General features: G+C 38.7%; 22 protein-coding genes. 6 read left to right on the plus strand and 16 right to left on the minus strand.

The genetic code is table 11. The annotated features are described in order from the left end of the window. The first annotated feature begins 85 nt into the window (after positions 1-85). Positions 86-478, plus strand: coding sequence for a hypothetical protein (locus tag HNQ82_RS08590; protein WP_055441378.1), 393 nt, complete (start codon positions 86-88; stop codon positions 476-478). Between the two features lie 26 nt (positions 479-504). Here HNQ82_RS08590 and HNQ82_RS08595 read toward each other — a convergent pair whose 3' ends face one another. From HNQ82_RS08595 to HNQ82_RS08610, 4 genes are all read right to left on the minus strand, one after another. Continuing rightward, positions 505-1,650, minus strand: coding sequence for a mannitol-1-phosphate 5-dehydrogenase (locus tag HNQ82_RS08595; RefSeq protein ID WP_183248855.1), 1,146 nt, complete (start codon positions 1,648-1,650; stop codon positions 505-507). Between the two features lies 1 nt (position 1,651). Next, positions 1,652-2,089 (minus strand): PTS sugar transporter subunit IIA, encoded by a 438-nt coding sequence (locus tag HNQ82_RS08600; RefSeq protein ID WP_183248904.1) that lies wholly within the window; start codon positions 2,087-2,089, stop codon positions 1,652-1,654. Then, positions 2,083-4,164, minus strand: a complete 2,082-nt coding sequence (locus tag HNQ82_RS08605; RefSeq protein ID WP_183248857.1) for a PRD domain-containing protein — start codon at positions 4,162-4,164, stop codon at positions 2,083-2,085. The genes HNQ82_RS08600 and HNQ82_RS08605 overlap by 7 nt, the downstream gene beginning before the upstream one ends. Positions 4,165-4,354: 190 nt before the next feature. Beyond that, entirely contained in the window at positions 4,355-5,755 is a 1,401-nt protein-coding gene (locus HNQ82_RS08610; protein ID WP_183248860.1) for a PTS mannitol transporter subunit IIBC, read from the minus strand. Positions 5,756-5,979: 224 nt separating this feature from the next. Between HNQ82_RS08610 and HNQ82_RS08615 the strand changes: the two genes are divergently transcribed. After that, positions 5,980-6,744: a CAP domain-containing protein gene (locus HNQ82_RS08615; protein ID WP_183248862.1), complete on the plus strand. Its 765-nt coding sequence runs from the start codon at positions 5,980-5,982 to the stop codon at positions 6,742-6,744. Positions 6,745-6,843: 99 nt separating this feature from the next. On the opposite strand, the gene HNQ82_RS08620 is transcribed toward HNQ82_RS08615, so the two are convergent. The 6 genes from HNQ82_RS08620 to HNQ82_RS08645 form a co-directional block, all read right to left on the minus strand. Next, positions 6,844-8,904 (minus strand): GDYXXLXY domain-containing protein, encoded by a 2,061-nt coding sequence (locus HNQ82_RS08620; RefSeq protein WP_183248864.1) that lies wholly within the window; start codon positions 8,902-8,904, stop codon positions 6,844-6,846. A 66-nt stretch (positions 8,905-8,970) separates the two neighbouring features. Then, on the minus strand, positions 8,971-9,735 hold the full coding sequence (locus HNQ82_RS08625) for an IclR family transcriptional regulator (protein ID WP_183248866.1): 765 nt from the start codon (positions 9,733-9,735) through the stop codon (positions 8,971-8,973). A gap of 57 nt (positions 9,736-9,792) precedes the next feature. Then, positions 9,793-11,976, minus strand: coding sequence for a malate synthase G (locus HNQ82_RS08630; protein ID WP_183248906.1), 2,184 nt, complete (start codon positions 11,974-11,976; stop codon positions 9,793-9,795). A gap of 196 nt (positions 11,977-12,172) precedes the next feature. Beyond that, complete coding sequence (locus HNQ82_RS08635) at positions 12,173-12,967, minus strand: ABC transporter permease (protein ID WP_183248868.1); 795 nt, start codon at positions 12,965-12,967, stop codon at positions 12,173-12,175. Positions 12,968-12,978: 11 nt separating this feature from the next. After that, entirely contained in the window at positions 12,979-13,851 is an 873-nt protein-coding gene (locus HNQ82_RS08640) for an ABC transporter ATP-binding protein (protein ID WP_183248871.1), read from the minus strand. Positions 13,852-13,968: 117 nt separating this feature from the next. Next, complete coding sequence (locus tag HNQ82_RS08645) at positions 13,969-14,556, minus strand: cell wall hydrolase (RefSeq protein ID WP_183248873.1); 588 nt, start codon at positions 14,554-14,556, stop codon at positions 13,969-13,971. A 289-nt stretch (positions 14,557-14,845) separates the two neighbouring features. Between HNQ82_RS08645 and HNQ82_RS08650 the strand changes: the two genes are divergently transcribed. The 4 genes from HNQ82_RS08650 (at position 14,846) to HNQ82_RS08665 (ending at position 17,642) form a co-directional block, all read left to right on the plus strand. Continuing rightward, a complete protein-coding gene (locus tag HNQ82_RS08650) occupies positions 14,846-15,286 on the plus strand; it encodes a MarR family winged helix-turn-helix transcriptional regulator (RefSeq protein ID WP_183248875.1) in 441 nt (146 codons plus the stop codon). Positions 15,287-15,341: 55 nt separating this feature from the next. After that, positions 15,342-15,740, plus strand: coding sequence for a DoxX family protein (locus HNQ82_RS08655; RefSeq protein ID WP_183248876.1), 399 nt, complete (start codon positions 15,342-15,344; stop codon positions 15,738-15,740). Positions 15,741-15,756: 16 nt separating this feature from the next. Beyond that, a complete protein-coding gene (locus HNQ82_RS08660; RefSeq protein ID WP_183248878.1) occupies positions 15,757-16,461 on the plus strand; it encodes a pirin family protein in 705 nt (234 codons plus the stop codon). A 203-nt stretch (positions 16,462-16,664) separates the two neighbouring features. Next, entirely contained in the window at positions 16,665-17,642 is a 978-nt protein-coding gene (locus HNQ82_RS08665; RefSeq protein ID WP_183248880.1) for a LacI family DNA-binding transcriptional regulator, read from the plus strand. 21 nt (positions 17,643-17,663) lie between these two features. On the opposite strand, the gene HNQ82_RS08670 is transcribed toward HNQ82_RS08665, so the two are convergent. The 6 genes from HNQ82_RS08670 to HNQ82_RS08695 all read right to left on the minus strand — a co-directional run bounded on the left by HNQ82_RS08670 (position 17,664) and on the right by HNQ82_RS08695 (position 21,954). Beyond that, positions 17,664-18,854 carry an MFS transporter gene (locus HNQ82_RS08670; protein WP_183248883.1) on the minus strand — a complete coding sequence of 397 codons (1,191 nt, stop codon included), beginning with the start codon at positions 18,852-18,854 and terminating at the stop codon, positions 17,664-17,666. 199 nt (positions 18,855-19,053) lie between these two features. Beyond that, positions 19,054-19,593 carry a Uma2 family endonuclease gene (locus HNQ82_RS08675; protein ID WP_183248908.1) on the minus strand — a complete coding sequence of 180 codons (540 nt, stop codon included), beginning with the start codon at positions 19,591-19,593 and terminating at the stop codon, positions 19,054-19,056. A 214-nt stretch (positions 19,594-19,807) separates the two neighbouring features. Next, entirely contained in the window at positions 19,808-20,578 is a 771-nt protein-coding gene (locus tag HNQ82_RS08680; RefSeq protein ID WP_183248885.1) for a YhfC family intramembrane metalloprotease, read from the minus strand. Continuing rightward, complete coding sequence (locus HNQ82_RS08685) at positions 20,575-21,201, minus strand: SdpI family protein (protein WP_183248887.1); 627 nt, start codon at positions 21,199-21,201, stop codon at positions 20,575-20,577. Before HNQ82_RS08685 ends, HNQ82_RS08680 begins: the two co-directional genes overlap by 4 nt. Next, positions 21,198-21,476 carry an autorepressor SdpR family transcription factor gene (locus HNQ82_RS08690; RefSeq protein WP_183248888.1) on the minus strand — a complete coding sequence of 93 codons (279 nt, stop codon included), beginning with the start codon at positions 21,474-21,476 and terminating at the stop codon, positions 21,198-21,200. The genes HNQ82_RS08685 and HNQ82_RS08690 overlap by 4 nt, the downstream gene beginning before the upstream one ends. 160 nt (positions 21,477-21,636) lie before the next feature. Next, positions 21,637-21,954 (minus strand): YbjQ family protein, encoded by a 318-nt coding sequence (locus HNQ82_RS08695; RefSeq protein WP_004890869.1) that lies wholly within the window; start codon positions 21,952-21,954, stop codon positions 21,637-21,639. Positions 21,955-22,121: the final 167 nt, after the last annotated feature.

The raw sequence follows: 22,121 nt of genomic DNA on the forward strand, positions 1-22,121 counted from the left end.
TAGGCAACAAGAGAATTTTTTATTTTTCTATTCAACAAAATCAACAATGCGATATAATAAAAAAAATGACAAAGGAGTGACAACGATGATAAAACTTCCTGAGAGTCGGTCAAAACAGTGGTATGGCGTCGCCGTTTTTTTATTTTTCCTCTTGTTTTGCGTGTTGATCGCATCTCGTTTATTGCTGAATGTGGGATTGGACGATAAGCAGTTCGTTGGTTTTGGGATTATTTCCTTTATTTTATCATGTATCATCGGAATAAGTGGTTTTTTCGGTAAAAAGACGTTTGTCGTCGTATGCTCTTCTTTCTTTACTATCGGAATCGTTTATGTTTTGTTTATTTCGTTTACCCTTATGCACGATGGGTGGAGTGATCTGACAAGCATCATTTCTTTTCTCGTTATTTCAGCGTTCGGTATAGTGGTTGGAATCATTGCCGAAATGATTCGTACCCTTTTTAAAAAGAAGCCGATGTAAAAGAGCCATCTGCGTCAAGATGGCTCTTATATATGGAACATTTGCTTTTTGATTTCTGCAACAAGCGGATGATCGGATGAAAGTTGAGCGTACTTTTCAAGCGCTCCTTCTATTCCGCTTTCTTTGATCGTTTGCTGGAGCTGTACCGCTTCTGGATCTCCTTCATAGTCAAATAATAACAACGCTGCGATTCCTTTTGCTAAAGATGTAGGAACTTCTCCAAAGCATTCGTAATATGTCATCGCTGGACGAATGAGTCGATCATTCGGTCCGAGTTTACGAATTGGAGAACGAGCCACCCGTGTCACTTCATCCGTCATGGAAGGATTGACAAACCGTTGAACAATTTTTTTAATATATGCTTGATGTTCAGCTTCATTCCAACCATATTGATGAACGAGCACTCGTCCTGATTCACGTAAAGCATTTGTCACATCATCAAAAATATTACCGTCCGCTATTGCTTCATGAATTGTCTCATATTTTTTATGATATCCTAAGTAGGCAACAATCGCATGACCTGTATTGACAGTAAATAACTTTCTTTCGATGTATGGTTGTAAATCCTCAACGAAATGTACCCCAATAATGTGTGGAATATCTCCAATTACTTCTTTCGTCTCAATAACCCATTCAAAAAATGGTTCAACGACAACAGTTAACGGATCTGCATGGGTTTGGTTTGGAACGATACGGTCAACCGCACAGTTTAAAAACGCACATTTGTCTTTTAAAGACGCTTGTTCTTGTTCTGATAAGTGTTCCCATACATATTTCTTTAAATGTTCGCTGCCACCAATCATATTTTCACAAGCAATGACATGTACAGGCTGAGAACATATTGTTAATCGTTTTTTCAATCCTTCTGCAATCGTCTGTGAAATAAGCGGTAATACGTTTGGACCAACAGCTGTTGTTACTAAATCAGCACGCGCAATATGATCAATGATTTCACTTTGTTGATGTTGACTATGCAAAGCGGATACGTTGCGAACAATTTGTTTTTCTGTCGTCTCTCCTGCGATGACAACTTCGTATTGTCCTCTTTGTTGAAGCGCCTGTACGACTTTTTCGTTTACATCAACAAATACAACGTCATATCCTGACTGTGACAACAAACTGCCGATAAATCCTCTTCCTATATTTCCTGCTCCAAAATGAACCGCTAACATATTATTTCACCTCATTTAATAATTGCAAAATTTCCTCTTCAGTCGTTGCTGCAATCATCTTTTGGATATTTTCTTCTTCCGAACATACAATTGCGACTTTCGAAAGAATTTCTAAATGTTCATTATCTTTACCAGCGATACCAATTAAAATTTTTACAATATTCCCCGCTCCAAAATCAACGCCGTGCGGCACTTGAACAATCGACAAACCTGCTTGTTTCACAAGTTTTTTTGCATCTTCTGTACCATGTGGAATGGCTACAAAATTCCCCATATATGTCGATGTTAATGCTTCTCGTTCAAACATTTTATCAATATAAAATTCTTCTACGTATCCTTGTTCAACTAAAATACGTCCTGCTAATCGAATCGCTTCTTCTTTCGTTTTCACATCTGCGCCTAATACGATATTTTCTTTTTTTAATACTGCCACTATGATTCACTCCTTATGCTGTTGAAGTTGTTCGTAAAAAACTTTTCTAGTTGCGCACTTAAAAACGCATAAATTTGCTCTTTATTTCCTTTCGAAAACAATTCCATACTTTCTTCATCTCTAATAATAAGCGAACTGATATGGCTAAGAACTTGCAACATATCATCTTGCGCATTTTTGGGTGCTAGCAACAACAAAAGACGATCCATTTTCATCGGTCGCTGATCCATACCGATGATCGGCTGCGGTTGTATAAGTGTATACATCGTAAACGACGGCTGCAAAACCGCTTCGCTTCGCGCGTGATACAATGCTAAAGACGTATTAGGAATCCCTAATCCGCCGACTTGCTCCCGTCGCAATAATTCTTCGACAACGATCTCTTTTGTGCGAATCACGCCATATTGTTCAAGTTGTGTACACGCATCTATTAACGCTTCTTGAAGCGAGTGACATGACAATTCTCGCATCAAAAAGCCGTTCAACAGCTGAACGATTGTTTCACTCACAACGTGAATCGCACGAATTTTTTCAATTCCATTCTTCGATGAGTTTGCTTTTTGTGTGCGTGAGAAAAACGTCTTCGTTTTTAAAAATTGTCGAATCGAAGCAACTTCTTCTTCCGGCAACATCGGATTCACGAGAAAATATGGTTGAGACGTATGAATCGGAACCGTTGATACAATAAGGTCATATTCGTTGACATCAATGTGTCGCACATCAAAAAATGACTTTTGTTCAATATGAGAAATATCTGGTATTTCCTTTTTCAGACGGGTAGCTAATATTTTTGCTGTCCCAATCCCACTTGAACAAATAGCAAGCGCACGTACTCCTTGTTTATCACGCAATAGCGCTGATGCAAAATGAAGCACCAAATAACCAATTTCTTCTTTCGGCACAACGATGTCTGAAAATACGTGACGCACACCTTGTTGAACAATATGAAATAACTCGCTATAATCTTGCATAATTTTACGAAGCAATGGATTCGTAATTCCCATATGATGTTGAATGCGGTATAAAGCTGGTTTTAAGTGAACGATTAAATCTTCATACAATGGATAATCATCTGTTAAATCAACACCTATTTCATCGCTCACAAAACGAATAAGCTCTTGCGCTTTCATCGCAATTTCTAAACTAGCTTCTTCGAGCATATATCCGCGACGCGCTCGTAGCTTTGCCCCCATTAAATGCATCGTAATGTAACCAATTTCTTCTTTTGGAATGACGATGTGGAAAACTTCTTCTAACCTTTTAGCGATTTTTTCCGCTGTTTCGTATTCTTTCGTTGCACAAATTGTTTGCAAATGTTGAACATCAAAGTGGATAGCCTCTCCTTGCATAATTCTCTCAATCGCCAAGGTAAGATGAATAACGAGAGCAATATACGAGCTATCGGCAATTGTAAATGGGAGATCTTCTTTCATTGCTTCAATTTGTTGTTCAATCATAAACAACTTTTTCTTATCGACAAGCCCAAGCAGTTTCTCCGTTACCGTATTTACAAGATCTGTTGATTTTTTTTGAATCGATTCTTTCATTAATGAGAAAAACTGTGATTCATCAAAATGTTCAAATAACAGTTCGCTCATCATTTTACGCTTCGCGGCTTCAGAACCGCATATTTCTACTCCGTATCCTCTTTTACGAATAAGGGAAAGGCCATGTTTCTCCACTTTTTCTTCAATTTTGTCTAAATCGTTGCTGATGGTGGCGACAGTGACGTTTAAATCGTTCGCAAGAGAGACTAATTTCACCGGCTCTCCAGATTCTAATAAAGCAATTAAAATCATCGTTTGCCGCTCTTCCGGTGTATATTCCGTATGGGATAAACGAAATACATGCATTTGTAACTGGTGCTTTTTTTCTTCATCACCGACAATTTGGATGCCGACACCTGCTTTTTTGATTAGTTGCAAATTATACGCTTCAACAATTTGCTTGACACCTTTTAAATCACGATGAACCGTCCGCTCACTGACATCTAATTGCTTTGCCACATCTGCTACAGTAATACCTTTCCGATGAGTTAATAAAAGATCTAATATTTTTCTTTCTCTCGCTGATATATACACATTCTCACCTCCCTTAGTCAGCAACAATTGTTGACAATTTTAAAAAACATGCTTACTTTCCAAGAAAAATTCTACCGCTACTTTCTTTATATCACAACAAATAGAAAGCGCTTTTTCGTCATTTTGATTGTTGACATTTTTTAAATATAACAAAAAGGTAAGTCGCTCACTTACCTTTTTGTTTCATTTGTTATTCGCCTTTTTTTAGCATATCGATAAGCTCATCATATTTTGGACTATTTAAGAAGTTTTCTACAGATACATGATATGCATTTGGTAATTTTTCTTTTGCACGATCTGTTAGATTTTGATGCGTAATCACTACATCTGCATCAGCTGGCAGCTGGTTAATTGCTGTGTTTGTTACCTCAATATCAAGGCCCGCTTTTTGTACTTTGTTTCTCATAATAGAAGCACCCATGGCACTTGAGCCCATTCCTGCATCACAAGCAAAAACAATTTTCTTTACTTGCTTTGGAGCTACTGTGCTCAATGCAGATACAACACTGCTTTTCTTTCCTTTTAATTGTTGCATTTGCTCTGTTGCTTGTTCTAAATCGCTCTCTTCTTGCTTTGATGTTTTTAAGAAGAATGATGCCACTAAGAAAGAGACAACAGCTGCAACGATTACCCCAGCAAGCACGCCTAAGTAATGACCACGTGGTGTCATAGCAAGTAGTGCAAAAATACTTCCTGGCGATGGCACAGCAACAAGACCTGCGTTGAATAATGTGAATGTAAATACTCCGCTCACACCGCCGGCAATTGCCGCCAAAATTAATACTGGACGCATTAAAATATATGGAAAGTAAATTTCGTGAATTCCTCCAAGGAAATGGATGATCACAGCACCTGGAGCTGATTGTTTCGCCATTCCTTTACCGAATAACCAATAAGCAAGTAAAATACCAAGACCTGGACCTGGATTTGTTTCAAGCAAGAATAAAATCGACTTCCCTGTTTTTGCTGCTTGTTCAACACCAAGTGGACTTAAAATACCGTGGTTAATTGCATTATTTAAAAATAATACTTTAGCTGGCTCAATAAAGATGTTGGCTAAAGGTAATAATTTTGCATGAACGATTGCTTCTACACCTGCTGCCAATGTTTTGTTTAATCCTAAAACAACCGGTCCAATTCCTTTAAAAGCAACTAATGTGAGCAATCCGCCAATAATACCTGCTGAAAAGTTGTTCACTAACATTTCAAAACCTTGTTTGACTTTACCGTGGAAAAGTTTATCAAACTGTTTGATCGCATATCCGCCAAGCGGACCCATAATCATTGCCCCTAGAAACATCGGAATGTCTGAACCGACAATGACTCCCATTGTTGCCGTTGCACCAACGACTCCACCACGAACGTCATAAATCATTTTTCCGCCTGTATAACCAATTAATAATGGCAATAAATACGTAATCATTGGGCCAACTAATTTAGCGAATGTTTCGTTTGGTAACCAACCTGTTGGAATAAATAATGCAGTAATAATTCCCCACGCAATAAATGCTCCGATATTTGGCATAATCATCCCGCTTAAATAGCTACCAAAACGTTGCACTTTCACACGAAAACCTGTTTGATTTTCCATGTTTTCTCCTCCTTTTGATTTGTTCTTGCTATAGCTTAATATTAAAGCGCTTACAGGTTACATTCAATGTAAAGTAAATATCATTTTGTCTGTCACAATCTTGTCATTTTTTAAAAGAAAAAAGAGGAAAAAACATTTCTCAACCATTCCCATCTTTAGTTTGCCTCATCATCGTAAAAACTAATGGTGCATGACCATGAAATACGCCAAGGAGGGGTGCACAAATGATAACAAAACTAACGAAGTCTATTGCCGCTTTAAGCTTGCTTGCTGTTGTTGGTTGTAACAATGCAATGGATATGAACAATCGTTCCAACATTTCTGCTTTGCATACAACGCTATCAAGCGATCAATATCCGCATACAAAGGCTATATTGATCCAAGATGCTCGTTATAAATTTGTTCCAATCGATCCAAAGGATGCTGCAAATTTACGTACGCAAATTGAACGATCGTTAATGGAACAACAAAGAATGTATATGCAGCCAAGACCTTATACGCAAGCACCAAATGCATATCAACGTCCAAATCAAGCAACGCCGACACAACCGAACAGACAAACACAACAACCAATGCAGCAACAAACAAGACAAACAGCACCAACAACGAGCATTAGCCAATACGCACAACAAGTCATTGATTTAACAAATAGAGAACGTGCTCGGGCGGGGTTACCAGCTTTACGTGCCGATGCGCAGCTTAGTTCTGTTGCACAAAAGAAATCAGAAGATATGCGTAAAAATAATTATTTCTCGCATACAAGCCCAACATACGGTTCCCCTTTTGATATGATGCGCGACTTTGGCGTTTCTTATCGGACAGCTGGGGAAAACATCGCCAAAGGGCAACGAACACCGCAAGAAGTGGTCAATGCGTGGATGAATAGCCCGGGACACCGCGCGAACATTTTAAATCGAAACTTTACACATATCGGTGTCGGATTTGACGGAAATGGAAACTATTGGACACAAATGTTTATTGGGAAGTAAAGTTTCCTTTGCCTCTGTAAAAGGAAATGGAGTTCAACACTAACCGTGACAACACAAAAAACCACCGTCCCTATACAAGACGGCGGTGGTTTTTTATGCTTACTGTTCAGACACTTTTTCTAACAATGCATCTCCTGTTTTACTCACACGTACATACGCAAAACGAGCACTTTGTTGCATATCTCCTCCTGTTTTTTCAGGGACAAAATACGTTTCAATTCCATAAATGATTGTATTTCCGTATATATTTCCGTTTACTAAGACATCCCCTTCTTGATGCACATCCGAATTTCGTTTTTTCCCATTTAGCGAATAAATGCCAACTAATCGATGAACTCCAGTTTCATCTTTCCGTAAAATGACTTGTACTTTTCCCCACTCATTCATCCCCTCGATTGTTGAAATTTCGTATTGGAGACGTACATAATCCCCTTGAATGAGTGAACGTGGGTCAATTGGTTCTAGTTGCAACTTAATTTGTTGACCATATCGAATATGTTGTTCTTTATCGAACGTCACATAAGTGATAAAAACGACTTGTAGCATGATGACGACGAGAAGCGGTAACCATTTTTGTCCATAGGAAGATAATGAAACGGATTTTCTTTTTTGTACGACCAAAGCAACGATAAACAAACATATTCCAACAATCGCCAATGTTATGGATTTGTGCAATAAATCCCATACCCATTCATAATACTTTAATGCTAAAAACAAAAAAGTATATAACCAAGCAATTGATTGTTCTTTTTCATTTGTACGGAAAAAGAGAACAAACGCAACAAAGCTAAGAAACAGTATATTCCATCCAACATACGCCCAATCTACCACAACTAAATCAGCACTCGTCAATAAAAGAAGGGTAGTGAATGAAAAAACGAGGAACAGAAGTCGCTCATACATATGTTTTGTAACCCAATAAATCACTCCGTAAAAAACAAATATGGTAAATAACGTGAAACGAACGTCGCTCCATTCATCAAGCATCATCATAGCAGCATAAAGCGAAACAGCGATATTCGTCATCGTTCGCACACCTGCTGGCATACGCCACGCAACAATAAACAATACAGCGACATATATACTGATCACGATAAAGGAAACATCTGTTACACTAAACGCACCGAGCATATATCCAATCGCAAGCAACGTATAGCGAACAACATCATTCCATCTCTTCCACAACAATCCCGGAGCAACAAATAAGAAAATAGATATACTGAACAACCAATAAGGAGAAAATACATCAAACCAAAATGATAGTAACTGCATGATACTTCCAATCGCAATGACGGAAGCAACCCCTGTGACAATGATTTGAAAAGCGACAAGGAAAAATTTTTCTACTTTTCCGTTGCTTCGCCTTTTCATCCAGCGAAGTACATAAATGCCTATATAAACGATGATAGCAGCTAATACAAGCCCAAATATATACCAATTACCACCAAAATGCCGCTCAACAAAGCGAAAATATTGCACGATCCAAAACATACCTGTGAACAACACAGTACATATAAAATACGGTTGTTTTTTTACATACATTAAAAACACAACAAGAATAACAGCATATGCGTATGACCAAAAATGAAACTGATCAGTGGAAATTCCTTGTACAAATATAACGAATAACCAACCGTGCATGGCTATATAAGCTAAATTAGAAACAATCGATGGGCGCCCAAGAAACGAAATGATTCCGTTGACTACGGCAAAAAGCAGCAAAAGAAAAAACGATGTCCATTCTCCTCGTTCAATTTGATAAGAAGACGGGAAGTAGTAAAACCAAAATGTAAGCTGCAACAACCCGAAGCTAAATATCGAAAGAAATCGATAGCGAGTAAACCATGCCAAAATGGCGGTAGGAATGAACCAAATGAAAAACAATAAAAAACTATCAGCATGTGAGTTATATACTTGCCCAATTAATGACACACAAATTCCAAACGTAATCGCTCCAAAAATAAACAACCATTTACTTAAAAAATGTCGACGAAAAACAGTTGCGCTCATCGCATAAAACAGTACCATAAACCCAGCACCAACACCGACTTTCGTCAATCTTCCTAGTTCAGGCCAATTCGAAGCAAAAAAATAAACGAGCGCGGCAGCGAAAAACAAAAGCCCTAACAAATATGTTGTTTTCACAACACGTTGTGCCATAAAGTGGCCTCCTTAAACATCCTTTTTAACATTATACTATGACTAGAGGCCAAACGTATACATCATTCATCGACATCCAAGCCGTTCAGAAATTTGCTTGCCGATTTTTTTCATTTGTACGTGAAGTTGTTCGAGCCGTTCATCTGTCATCCGAATCGTCGGGCCAGAAACGCTGACCGCTGCAACAACTTGTTTTGTATGATCAAAAATGGGCACCGCTATGCAACGGATGCCGTACTCGTTTTCCTCTAAATCGAGCGCATAACCGAGCTCGCGAACACGCTCTAACTCATGAAAAAACATCTGTTGATCTGTAATCGTATAGTCCGTATGTGGCGGCAATCCTTTTCTTTCTAAAATGTCCATAACGACATGCTTTGGTAAGTGCGCTAAAATTGCTTTACCAACAGCCGTACAATGCATCGGAGCTCGCTTTCCGACTTTCGAGTGCATACGCAACGTTTCATTGCCATCCAATTTTTCAATATAAATGACTTCCCCTTGATCGTACACGACAAGATGGACTACTTCATTCGTTATTTGTTCCAGCTCACGTAAATACGGTTTTGCTTCTTTACGCAAATCGATTGAATCCAACAACTTCGAGCTCATTTCTAAAAACTTATAACCGAGCTTATAACGCTCCGTTTCTTCATCTTGTTCAACATATCCATGCTCAACAAGTGTCGCCAATAAACGATAAGCAGAGCTTTTATGAATCCCTATTTGTTTCGCGACTTCCGTTACGCCCATACCGTGACGTTCGTTACTTAAAATATCCATGATTTTCAATGCTCTGCTGACGGATTTCACAAACGAATCTTTTTCCATGCTGTTTCCCACCTTTAGCACATAACGAGGGCATTCACATGGAATGCCCTCATCACATTATTGTTTTACATGCGCAAATTTTGCCTTCGCTTCTAAACGACGACGATGTAAAATCGGCTCCGTATAGCCATTTGGCTGCTCATAGCCTTTAAAAACAAGATCGCATGCTGCTTGGAAAGCAACTGAGTTATCATAATCAGTCGACATTGGTCGATATGCTGGATCATCTGCATTTTGCTCATCCACAATTTTTGCCATTCGCTTCAACGTTTCAAGCACTTGTTCTTTCGTACAAATACCATGATGCAACCAGTTCGCAATATGTTGACTTGAAATACGCAACGTTGCTCGGTCTTCCATGAGGCCAACGTTATGAATATCAGGTACCTTAGAACATCCGATCCCTTGATCAATCCAACGAACGACATAACCAAGAATACCTTGTGCATTATTATCTAACTCTTGTTGAATCTCTTCTGGCGTCCATTGCGGATTGATAGCGACAGGAATTTGTAAAATATCATCACGATAGTTCTTTACATCTTTTTTCAATTCGTCTTGTACCGCAAATACATTTACTTGATGGTAATGAAGCGCATGTAACGTCGCTGCAGTCGGTGACGGTACCCACGCTGTATTTGCTCCCGCTTGAAGATGGGCGATTTTTTGCTTCACCATCTCTGCCATCATATCTGGCATTGCCCACATTCCTTTACCGATTTGAGCACGCCCTTGGAAACCAGCTGCTAACCCAATCGCCACGTTTGATTTTTCATAGCTTTGCAACCATGTCGACGATTTCATTTCATTTTTCCGAATCATCGGGCCTGCTTCCATTGATGTATGAATTTCATCACCCGTACGATCTAAAAAGCCTGTATTAATGAAAACGATTCGATCTCTTACTTGATAAATGCAATTTTTTAAATTAAGCGTCGTACGCCGTTCTTCATCCATTACACCAATTTTAATCGTGTTGCGCTCAAGACCGAGCATATCTTCAACACGGTCAAACAATTCATTGGCAAACGCCACTTCTTCGGAACCGTGCATTTTTGGCTTCACGATGTAAATGGAACCTTTTCTTGAATTTACATATTTTCCATTACCAAGAAGCGAATGTTTCATAATTAAAGTCGTCACAACCGCATCTAAAATGCCTTCATACGCTTCTTCTCCGTTTTCAAGCAAAATCGTATTATTTGTCATTAAGTGACCAACGTTGCGTACAAACATAAGCGAACGTCCAGGCAATGTGAGCATCTCGCCACTTGGTGTTGTATATACACGATCTGGATTTAGCTCGCGTGTAACGGTTTTGTTTCCTTTTGTAAAGCTCGCTGTTAAGTCACCACGAACTAAACCGAGTAAGTTGCGATATACAAGTACTTTATCTTCCGCATCGACTGCCGCAACAGAATCTTCACAATCCATAATCGTTGTTAAAGCTGCTTCTACATAAACGTCCTTTATCCCTGCTGGATCAGTCTGCCCGATCGGATGGTTACGATCCACTTGTATTTCAATATGTAGACCGTTATTTTTTAACAAAATGGCAGACGGTTGCTCAGGTGAACCTTGATAGCCGACAAATTTTGCTTCATCTTGCAACGTCGTCGTTTGCCCATCTTTTACCGTGACAGTTAATACGCCATCTACAACCGCATATTGAACGGCATCTTTATGCGAATATCCGCGAAGTGGTACCGTTTCATCTAAAAATGAGCGAACGTAAGCGATGACCTTTTCCCCACGTATCGGATTGTATCCTTTTCCACGCTCAGCCCCATCTTCTTCACTAATCACATCTGTACCATATAAAGCGTCATACAAACTTCCCCATCGGGCATTAGCTGCATTTAGCGCATAACGCGCGTTTGTAATCGGAACAACGAGCTGTGGACCTGCTTGTTTAGCAATTTCATCATCGACGCGTTCTGTCGTAATTTCAAAATCTTCGACTTCCGGCTCTAGGTAACCGATTTCTTGTAAAAATGATTTATATTGTTCAAAATCAAACCGTCCACGATGTTGCTTATGCCATTCATTGATCTTTTCTTGCAGCTCATCACGTTTTTCAAGCAATGCTTTATTTTTTGGTGTTAACTCATTAATGAGTTGTTCAAAATCTCCCCAAAACTTCCTTGGATCCACTTGGCTATTTGGTAATACTTCCTCAACAATAAACTCATAAAACAACTTAGCTACTTGCAAACGTCCAACTTGTACATATTCTCCCATCATCGTTCCCCTTCCCTCTTTTTTGTTGCGTATTACAAAACATTGTTTCATAAATTTCTAAAAAAATGATACCATAATGAGTCACATGTTTTCAATTATTTTCTGACAATTAAAAAAGCAGAGTGCACCCCTGCTTTAAAATTAACCAACTTTGCATTTTACAATATTTAAAACGCTTCGTACTGTAAAAAACACCCTATACGACAATATCTTTCTTCCGGTAAATGGCATATGCTGAAACAATGCTGACACTAATGATCACAATCATCAAGACCATGTATAACGGATCGATTTGAAGCTCGTTAATAATCGGTGCTGCATCGACATATTTAAACGGACTAACATATTTTAAAAACGATAAATCGTCAGAAATGCTTGACATCATGCTCATAAAATAAGTGACAAATACAAGCCCAAGAGCAAATGATGATGCATTTCTCGTTTTGCGCATCATTGTTGACAACAAAAATGCCACAGCTGCAAACGTAAAATGAAGAAGTACAGTTGCCAACGTCAGTAAATAAACAGCTTTGAACGACACATCGTATTCTTCAGCCATTTGAAAACCAACAAAACTAACAAGAAGGGAAACGGCATTTAAAATGAGAGTATTCACCGTCACGACAAGCCATTTATTTGTTAAAATTTCTCTTCTTGTTATTGGTTTCGCAAGCAAAAATTCAATCGTTTTATCGTTCTCTTCTTTCGCAACGATGTTTGCAGCTAACATCGCTACATAAACACTACCGAGTAACGTCGTCATCGTATATACACGAACACCGTAATACCCTGTTAAATCACCAATGCTTAGTTGATCCATTCCGAATGCTTTAACCATCGCTGGTGGCAACGATTGAAGAAGTTTGGTGACTTCTTTTTGTTGCTCGGCAAACTGTGGGAAAATACTTAACGTCAAAAGAACAAGACCACCGAGCACCGCACTCCAAATCACTAAAGATTTTGCGTTTCGTTTCCATTCCCGTTTAAACATCGTCTATCCCCTCACTTTTCGTAATAGTGCATAAACACATCTTCAAGAGACGGCTCACTAATCGACACATCTTTGATGCGCACGTTGTGCAGCTGGGCGATCAGTTCGTTCATATCTCCCTTATATAGCATCGTCATCTCATTGCCGTTAACTTCTTTGTTTACAACACCTGCTAAATCAAACTCGACGTGTTGTCCTTCTTCGAATACGACCGTCACATGTTTCAAATGGTTTTTCGTTAAATACTCGACCGTTTCCACTTGAATTAATTTCCCTTCTTTAATAATCGCTACACGATCGCAAAGCTTTTGTACTTCTGAAAGAATGTGTGAGGAGAAGAAGATCGTCACACCTTTTTTACGTTCTTCTAAAAGAACTTCAAAAAAAGTATGCTGCATGAGCGGATCCAATCCGCCTGTTGGTTCATCTAAAATGAGCAATTTCGGCTCGTGTAAAAGCGCTTGAACGATACCGACTTTTTTTCGATTGCCAAATGATAAATCTTCAATCTTTTTATGAATATCTAAATCAAGACGCTCCGCTAACTGTTTCAATCGCTGGTCCGATACTTTGTAAAATGCTGCAGAATACATCAGTAAATCAATGACTTTCATATCATCATAATAGTGCACTTCAGAAGGTAAATAACCGACATGTCTCCGAATTTCTTTTGCATCTTTCACAATATCTTTCCCAAAAATCGTGGCGCTACCGCTCGTTGGATAAATAAAGTTTAGTAATGTACGAATCGTTGTGCTTTTTCCTGCCCCATTCGGCCCGATAAACCCAAAAATCTCTCCTTCTTCAATCGAAAATGTGACTTGTTCAATTCCGCGATTGTTTTTATACATTTTCGTTAACTCGTTCACATGAACAATACTCATCGTTTCGCCTCCCTCGGCATTACTCGTTTCTTAACTAACAAGTCAATTCCATAATATAGAGTTTTGACTAGTTATTCAATGCGAAACGAAAATAATCCCCCTACGCATGTAGAGGGATTATTTCGCAAATACATGGTTGCCAATAATAACTGTCACTTGACGTGAGCGGATCCATTCGCTTTTCGCCGTTTTTGGATTGTAAAAATACAATGAGCCGCTTCCTAAACCGCGAAAAGCAATGGCTTCTTCAACCGCTCGGTATGCTTCTCGGTCTGCTGGTTTGTTAATCTCTCCATTTTGTACAGGAGTAAACGCATAATATCCTCCTGAACGCTCATAAATGACTTGGCGAATCGTATTTGGAAAATTCGGATGATCAACACGGTTCAAGACGACCGTTGCAATAGCTACTTTTCCTGCGAATGGCTCTCCTTTTGCTTCCGCATGAACGAGACGAGCTAATAAGTCTTTATCAGCTTGAGAGATCGGCTGTGGGATACGCAACGTTTCGCCAACGAACAAAACGTCTGATTGTTTTTGATTGATTCGTTGAAGTTCTAGCAATGAAACATTGTAACTTTTCGCAATCGTCCAAAACGTTTCCCCCGGCCTCACATGATGAACCGTCGTTTGCGCAGCTACTTCAGTTGTTGAAAAACAAAAAGCTGCTACAATAACAGAAGCAAGTGCCAGCAATTTCCTCATGTTATCCCTCCTAGTCCATTGCTCGCTTATAAGACTAGCAGGGATTTAGCAATCTATCATCGTCTAATTTATGGAAAAATTTTAGATCATATGGCGTTCAACGCTCGAGAAGGTATATGGAAATTTATTCATCTATTAAAGTTAGTATTGTGTTTTATATTTCTGCAATCATTTTTAGCGTATATAACATTTTTTCAAAATCACCATACCCAAATAAAATAATCCGTATTGACAACTTACTTTTCGTAAGTTTATAATTATCTTGAAATCAAGATAAAGGTTGATGCATATGAGCCAAAACGAACAAACATTATCGTTAAAACTATTCGTTGTCCTTTCTAGGGCACATAAAGCCGTATCCGAGCATGTAAAACATGACATTCAACGTTACGGACTGAATCCGACAGAGTTTGGCGTTCTCGATTTGTTGTATCACAAAGGGGCGCAGCCGATTCAGCAAATCGGTGATAAAATTTTACTCACTAGTGGAACCATGACATATGTCATCGACAAACTCGAAGAAAAAGGATATATCGTCCGACAACGTTGTGAAAAGGATCGGCGCATTACGTACGCTGTCATTACTGAAGAAGGAAAAGCATTAATGGATTACATTTTCCCACAGCACGCACAAAAAATGTCGGAAATTTTTCAATCTTTATCCACAGATGAAAAAGAAATGGCGATTCACTTGCTTAAAAAGATAGGTCTTTCATTAACGCCTTTTTAAAGGCCTATCGCACACCTTTATCTTGAAATCAAGATATATGAAAGGAGAGATCATCATGATGCACATTGGTATTTTACTTATTCGTCTAGCTGTCGGTTTGACTTTTGTCGGTCATGGGGCCCAAAAATTGTTTGGATGGTTCGGAGGATATGGTTTAAAAGGAACAGGTGGATGGCTCGAATCGATTGGATTAAAACCTGGAGTGACAATGGCTCTAGTTGCTGGTTTAGCAGAGTTCGTTGGCGGGCTATTGTTTGCTCTCGGACTGTTCACACCATTTGCAGCTTTGTTAATCGCTATGATAATGGTTGTAGCCATTGTAAAAGTACACGCGCCAAACGGATTTTGGGTCACACAAAATGGCTTCGAGTACAACTTTATTTTAATTGTCGTTGTGATTGGCGTTGCGCTTATCGGCGCAGGCGACTATTCACTTGATGCACTCATGAAATAAGGAAGGAGGTTTTTCAATGATTCACATATATCGTGCACATGAACGATTTGAATCGAACCACGGTTGGTTACAAAGTTATTTTAGCTTTTCATTTGCCGAATATTTTGATCGGAAAAATATGCACTTTGGTCCATTACGCGTATTTAACGATGATATCATCGCTCCACAACGTGGTTTTGGCGCTCATCCTCATCAAGAAATGGAGATTGTTACAGTCGTCTTAAAAGGACAACTCGAGCATCGCGATAATCTCGGCAATCATCGTATCATTTCATTTGGTGAAGTACAACGAATGACAGCCGGAACTGGCATTGTGCATTCAGAAATGAATCCGTCTACTACGGAAGAAGTCAATCTTCTGCAACTTTGGTTTTTACCTGAAACGTACGGTCTTACCCCATCATACGAACAAGTTTCATATGATATTGAAAAAATGAAAAATCGCTTATTGCCTATTGTTTCGAAAAAGCAGGCAGGTGATCAAGTTGCTTACATTCATCAAGATATAACGATGTATTTATCCGATTTAGAAAATAATGAGCACATAACATTCCATCAACAAGAAGGCCGTCGAATATATGTGTTTGTTATTGAAGGAGAACTTGTGTTAAATGGTGAAACGATGTTACAACGTCGTGATGCTGCTCGTATAACAGATATAACAACATTACACATCACATCGAAAACAGATAGCCGATTTATGCTGATTGATTTACCATAGTTGCCAGCTTGCCCGCTTAAGTGGGCAAGCTAAATTTAACGTTCTTCTCCATTTTAATGTTCCGCTTCCATCATGACAATCGACGTAAATAAATCCATATCGTTTTGAAAACTCACCTGCTGAAGAAATATGAAACTTTTTACAAACTCACAAAAAAAGGAGTAAAATATGACATATATGTGATCAAAAAAGCAGGTGAAAGTATGGCAAATATTCGTGAAATCGCAAAACGAGCAGGTGTTTCTGTATCAACCGTATCCCGTGTGCTCAATGGCTATCCATATGTCAAAGAAGAAAAACGAAAAGCTGTATGGGATGTCGTTCATGAATTAAACTACAAAAAAAATATTAATGCCGTTCACTTATCAAAAGGAAAAACAAATATTATCGGGGTTATGTTACCGACCATCAATCACCCCTATTTTAGCATGATTGTAGAAGGAATTGCGGAAGAAGCATTACGATATGGATACCATCTTCTTTTTTTTCAAACAAACTATGACATACATAAAGAATTAGAAGCGCTCGAAATGTTACGTGTCAAGCAAATAGATGGCCTCATCATTTGTTCACACACCATTAGCCTTGAAACACTTGAATTATACATAAGCGACGGACCAATCGTTTTATGCGAAGATATACAAGAGCCCCATATATTTTCTGTATACATTGACCATTATCAAGCTTTTATGCTTGGGATGGATTATTTAATAAAAAAAGGGCATTCAAAAATCGGATATTGTCTCGGTCGACCAACGAGCATTAATAGCCAAAAACGAAAAGCTGCTTATAAAGATGCCCTTCAAAACATACATGCTTCGATTCATGCAAATTGGATGTTCCACCATTGTCTACATATGGGCGATGGGAAGCGAATCGTATCTACGATTCTTTCGCTTGCGGAAAAACCGACTGCTTTGCTCGTTACTAGCGATCAAGTTGCTGCTGGAATTGTTTTATGGGGAAAAACATACGGATTGCGCGTTCCGAACGATCTAGCTATCGTCAGCTTCGATAACCATCCTATTTCAGAAGCGTTGCACATTACAACAATCGAACTCCCTCTTTCTCTTATGGGGAAAAAAGCTTTCCAAATGATATACGACTATTTTGCAAACAACTATACACAACCCAAAAAAGAAAAACTGCCCGTTCGCCTTATTGAACGAGCATCTGTATAGTGGCAAGCGATACACTTGCCACTATGCTTCTTTTGGTAACCAAAACGTCAGAACACCAAATAAAGGAAGAAAACTACACATGACCATAAGCGTTTTTAACGTATAAACATCAGCAATTTTTCCAAGTGCAACTGCCCCGAGTGCTCCCATGCCAAATGCGAGGCCGACAATTAACCCTGATGCCATTCCAACGTTTCCTGGAAGCAACTCTTGCGCATAAACAACAAAAGTAGCAAAACTAGACGATAAAATAAAACCTGTGACAAAAACAATTGGCAAAACGAAATGAAGCGGAACATATGGCAAAATGAGCGCAAATGGTGCCGTACCAAGCGTTGAAGCAAAAATTAAATTTCGTCTCCCAAATCGATCAGCAAGCGGACCACCAAAAACTGTCCCGATTGCCCCTGCAATCATAAAAACAAACAAATAAAGTTGCGCTTGACGAATAGAAATACCATAATACTTCATTAAGTAAAACTGGTAGTAATTCGAAATTCCTGCATAATACCACGAACGTGCAAATACTAAAAGAACTAGGAGAATAAGCGCAAATATAATCTTTTGACTTATTTGTTTCTTTTCTTCCATCGTTTCCTTTCGGCGTTCGTTCACCTGATACAATTGAACAGCATACCACTTCGACACCCAAAATAAAACAACCATCCCAAGCGCCGCAACAAACGCAAACCAACCTGCTCCCTTTTGACCAAATGGAACAAAAATGAGCGCTGTAAACAATGGTGCAAGAGCGTTGCCTGTATTTCCGCCAAGTTGATAAATGGATTGAGCGAACCCCCTTCTCGCCCGAGCAGCCAAATAAACAACACGCGAACCTTCCGGATGAAATACTGCTGACCCTAATCCAATGAATAAAACCGACAATAAAACAAAGAAAAAATTAGGCGCAAACGCCAATCCAATCATTCCTAACAAACTAGCTCCCATGCCAAGCGGCAAAAAACTCGGTGACGGGTGCCGATCCGAAAGCAAACCGACAACCGGTTGCAAGATGGACGAAGTCATATTCAGCGTAAATGCAATCCAACCGATTTGTGTATAAGATAAATGCATCGATGATTCTAAAATGGGAAACAGCGCTGGCACCACAGCTTGCATCGCGTCGTTCAATAAATGACCAATACTAATGGCAATTAAAATCGGATAAACGACTGTTTGCATATTTGTGCGTTGTTCAACACTTGCTTGCATCTTCCTCTCTCCCTAGAAAACAAATTGAATATTTACATTATAATAACTTCAACAAACATTTCAATTTTTTTGCTTGCTCAATAAAAAGCGCCCCAACATATTGATGAGACGCTTTTTCACCTTATGATTTAAAAAAGCTTACGCGCGTTTCCGTATTCATCTTATACACCTGTTTCTCAGCCACATGTAAATACTTCAATTAACTAAAAATTTTTGTCACATCAACCGAAAATTGCGGAAAAACAAATGAACGTACATTTCCTTTTTCCTTCATCACTTCCATTTGATCGTATTGACCTTTTTCGTTTAACGCATATACTTGTATGCTATTTAACATCGGATTTACAATCCAATATTCTTTTACGCCATAGCGCATATAAATGTTTAACTTGAAAACTAAATCATGAGATTGGTTGGACGGACTTAAAATTTCTATAATCCATGTAGGCACACCAATATATTTTTGGTCTTGCAATCCTTCTTTATCACAAATAATACTTAAATCAGGAATGACAATATGTTGTTCTTGAATATCATCGCGTTGTAATTCAACATCAAACGGCGCATGAAACACTTCACAATCTGTCCCTTCAAAAAAGTGAAAAAGTTCCACGTACATGCGCCCAGATATTCGCTGATGCTTTGTAGAAGTCGAAGGAGTCATGCATACAACCCCATTCATATATTCCAACCGTCTGTTTGTTCTCTCCCTTAATTCATAATACTCCTTCAACGACATCCAACGTTGGCTAACGATGCTCACGGAATCACTTCTTTTTACTTTCCATTATACTTTCCTTTTGAAGCAGCCTCTATCGCAAACTGTGCCCCCATTAACTCAACGGCGCATAAAATGACAATAAAAAAGATCCCCATTGTTTTCCCTCCCTTATGCTTTTGACGCAAGCATAAGGTATGAAACGCGTTTCGATGCAACATGTTTTTGCAATTTTTTAATGAAACTTTTCACTCATGCGTCGAATAAAAACAAACGAAGCAATTGCAATCAAAGCAAGGATACTTTCTACAACCCAAATATTTGAAATAACTTTCACTTGATATAACGCAGGGACAACATCAATCAATGCATGAATCAAAATTGCGTACACTACATAACGAAATTGTCCGTTCCTAACCCCATATAAAACAAGAAGAGAGAGCGCCACATGGATAGCGATTGCAAAGATCCGCTCTATACCACCTAATACATACATCCAATCCGGCTGATTCAACATCGATTGAATCATGTCGACTTGTGTAGCTGGAAGCGAGGAAGCAACTTGCTCAAAATCACCTGTTCGAACGAGATGAGAAATCACCATCATATTCACAGCACTAAAAGCACCGATGAGCACAGCTTCTATTCCTCCATGCCCTAGACCAAATGATAATCCGTCCCCGTACGTTCGATTGTTTTTTAACATGAAGCGAAATCCGACATATCTCCCTATCTCTTCAAATATCCCAGCCGCTAACGCCCCATAAGCAACAAACGCCCAAACGTTATTTGTTCCTTTTAACGATGTACCGCTTGGATCAATCACAAGAAAGTGAAGGATTTTCTCAAGCACTTGCGAAAATAACACAAAAATAAGAAAACCAACACCAAACGCTTTCCAAGAAAACCAACCTTTTTTTCGTCCATATATAATAAGCACTAAAGGAACAAATAAGGAAAGAAATAATTGAATAGACATCCCAAACAAATCGATCTCTCCCTTCATTTACGAGAAAATATATATGACTGGACAAACATATAAATCGTGCCACTAAAAACGATAATTAAGAGAAAAATAAAACGCCATACGCTTTCTACAAATATCGTGAGCGTAATCAACACGCCCATGATGACAAACACTTTTCCTCCGACACGATGCGTTTTTTGCCAAACTACTTCATTGGCTAACGTCCAAGGGGTGCGAATGCCGAAAAAATAATTCGGTTTAATTTTCGGCATATAATTGCCAAGAACAATAAACAATAATCCAACTCCAAGTGGCACAACAACGTCAACTTGTACAGAAATTCCTATATTGTATGCAAGCGTCACCACATGTAGACTAACGAAAAAGATGACAAGCACATGTAAAAAAATGCGATATACTTTTTCAAATTTCTCGTAATTTTCTTTTCGCGGATCGATCTTTGGCAAATAAATAAGCAAAAAAGTCATGCCGGTTAAAAGAAGCGGAAATAAAAGCACCCCCCACCATTTATTCATAAAATCATCTGGTTCTCCCGCGACGTTCCAATGAATTGCCACTTCATTTGGTAAATATGGAATAGCTAATAAACTCGAGACATAGCTACACAAAATAAGAATGATAATCATCCAATATTTTTTCATGATTTTTCACCTTCTTTTTGCAATATATCGTAAAACCAGCTCATTAAATCTTGGAAAACGGTTGTGTTCAATGAGTAATAAATATGCTGACCAACCCGTCGATCTTCGACTAAGTCGGCTTGTTTTAATATTTTTAAATGATGGGAAACGCTCGGCTTTTGCATATCAAAATGATCAGCAATTTCCCCTGCAGTTAAATCTCCTTTTTTTAATAAAGAAAGAATTTTTCTTCGATTCGGATCAGCAATCGCTTTAAACGCCTCGTTAAACGACATCTTTTTCACCAACTTTCTTTTAGATATTTAGACAAATTTCTAAATATCGCTCAAAAAAATTAGATATTTAGATAAATTTCTAATTACATCATATCCCTTCTTTATACATAAGTCAATATCAAAAAAAGAAGAAGCCCCACGAGCTTCTTCTCTAATTCCCTTACTCTTTCACCTTTACGGCTGTACCTGTCGCAATGCACATCATCATTCCATCGCGCAACGTTTCAAAGTCCAGATCGACACCAATGACTGCATTCGCGCCCATATTGCGTGCTTTTTTTACCATTTCTTCTACTGCCATGTCTCGTCCTTCAGCTAGCTTGCTCTCGTATGTTCCACTCCGACCGCCAATAATATCAGTAATGCTCGCTAAAAAATCACGGACAACGTTGGCGCCTAAAATGACCTCCCCAGACACTAAACCAAGGTATTGCTCAATTTGCTTTCCTTCAATGCTGTTTGTTGTTGTGACGATCATGTACATTACTCCTTTCTATAAATAAAATGAGCCCTTTTATTATATTCTCCATCGTTCAAAATCATCCTTTTTTAATCGAGTAGGAGGAGGTGATTAACCTCCGTCCTCTCACACCACCGTACGTACGGTTCCGTATACGGCGGTTCAATCAAGATCAATGACGCAAG

Source organism: Anoxybacillus tengchongensis (assembly GCF_014201585.1).
Lineage (GTDB): Bacteria > Bacillota > Bacilli > Bacillales > Anoxybacillaceae > Anoxybacillus > Anoxybacillus tengchongensis.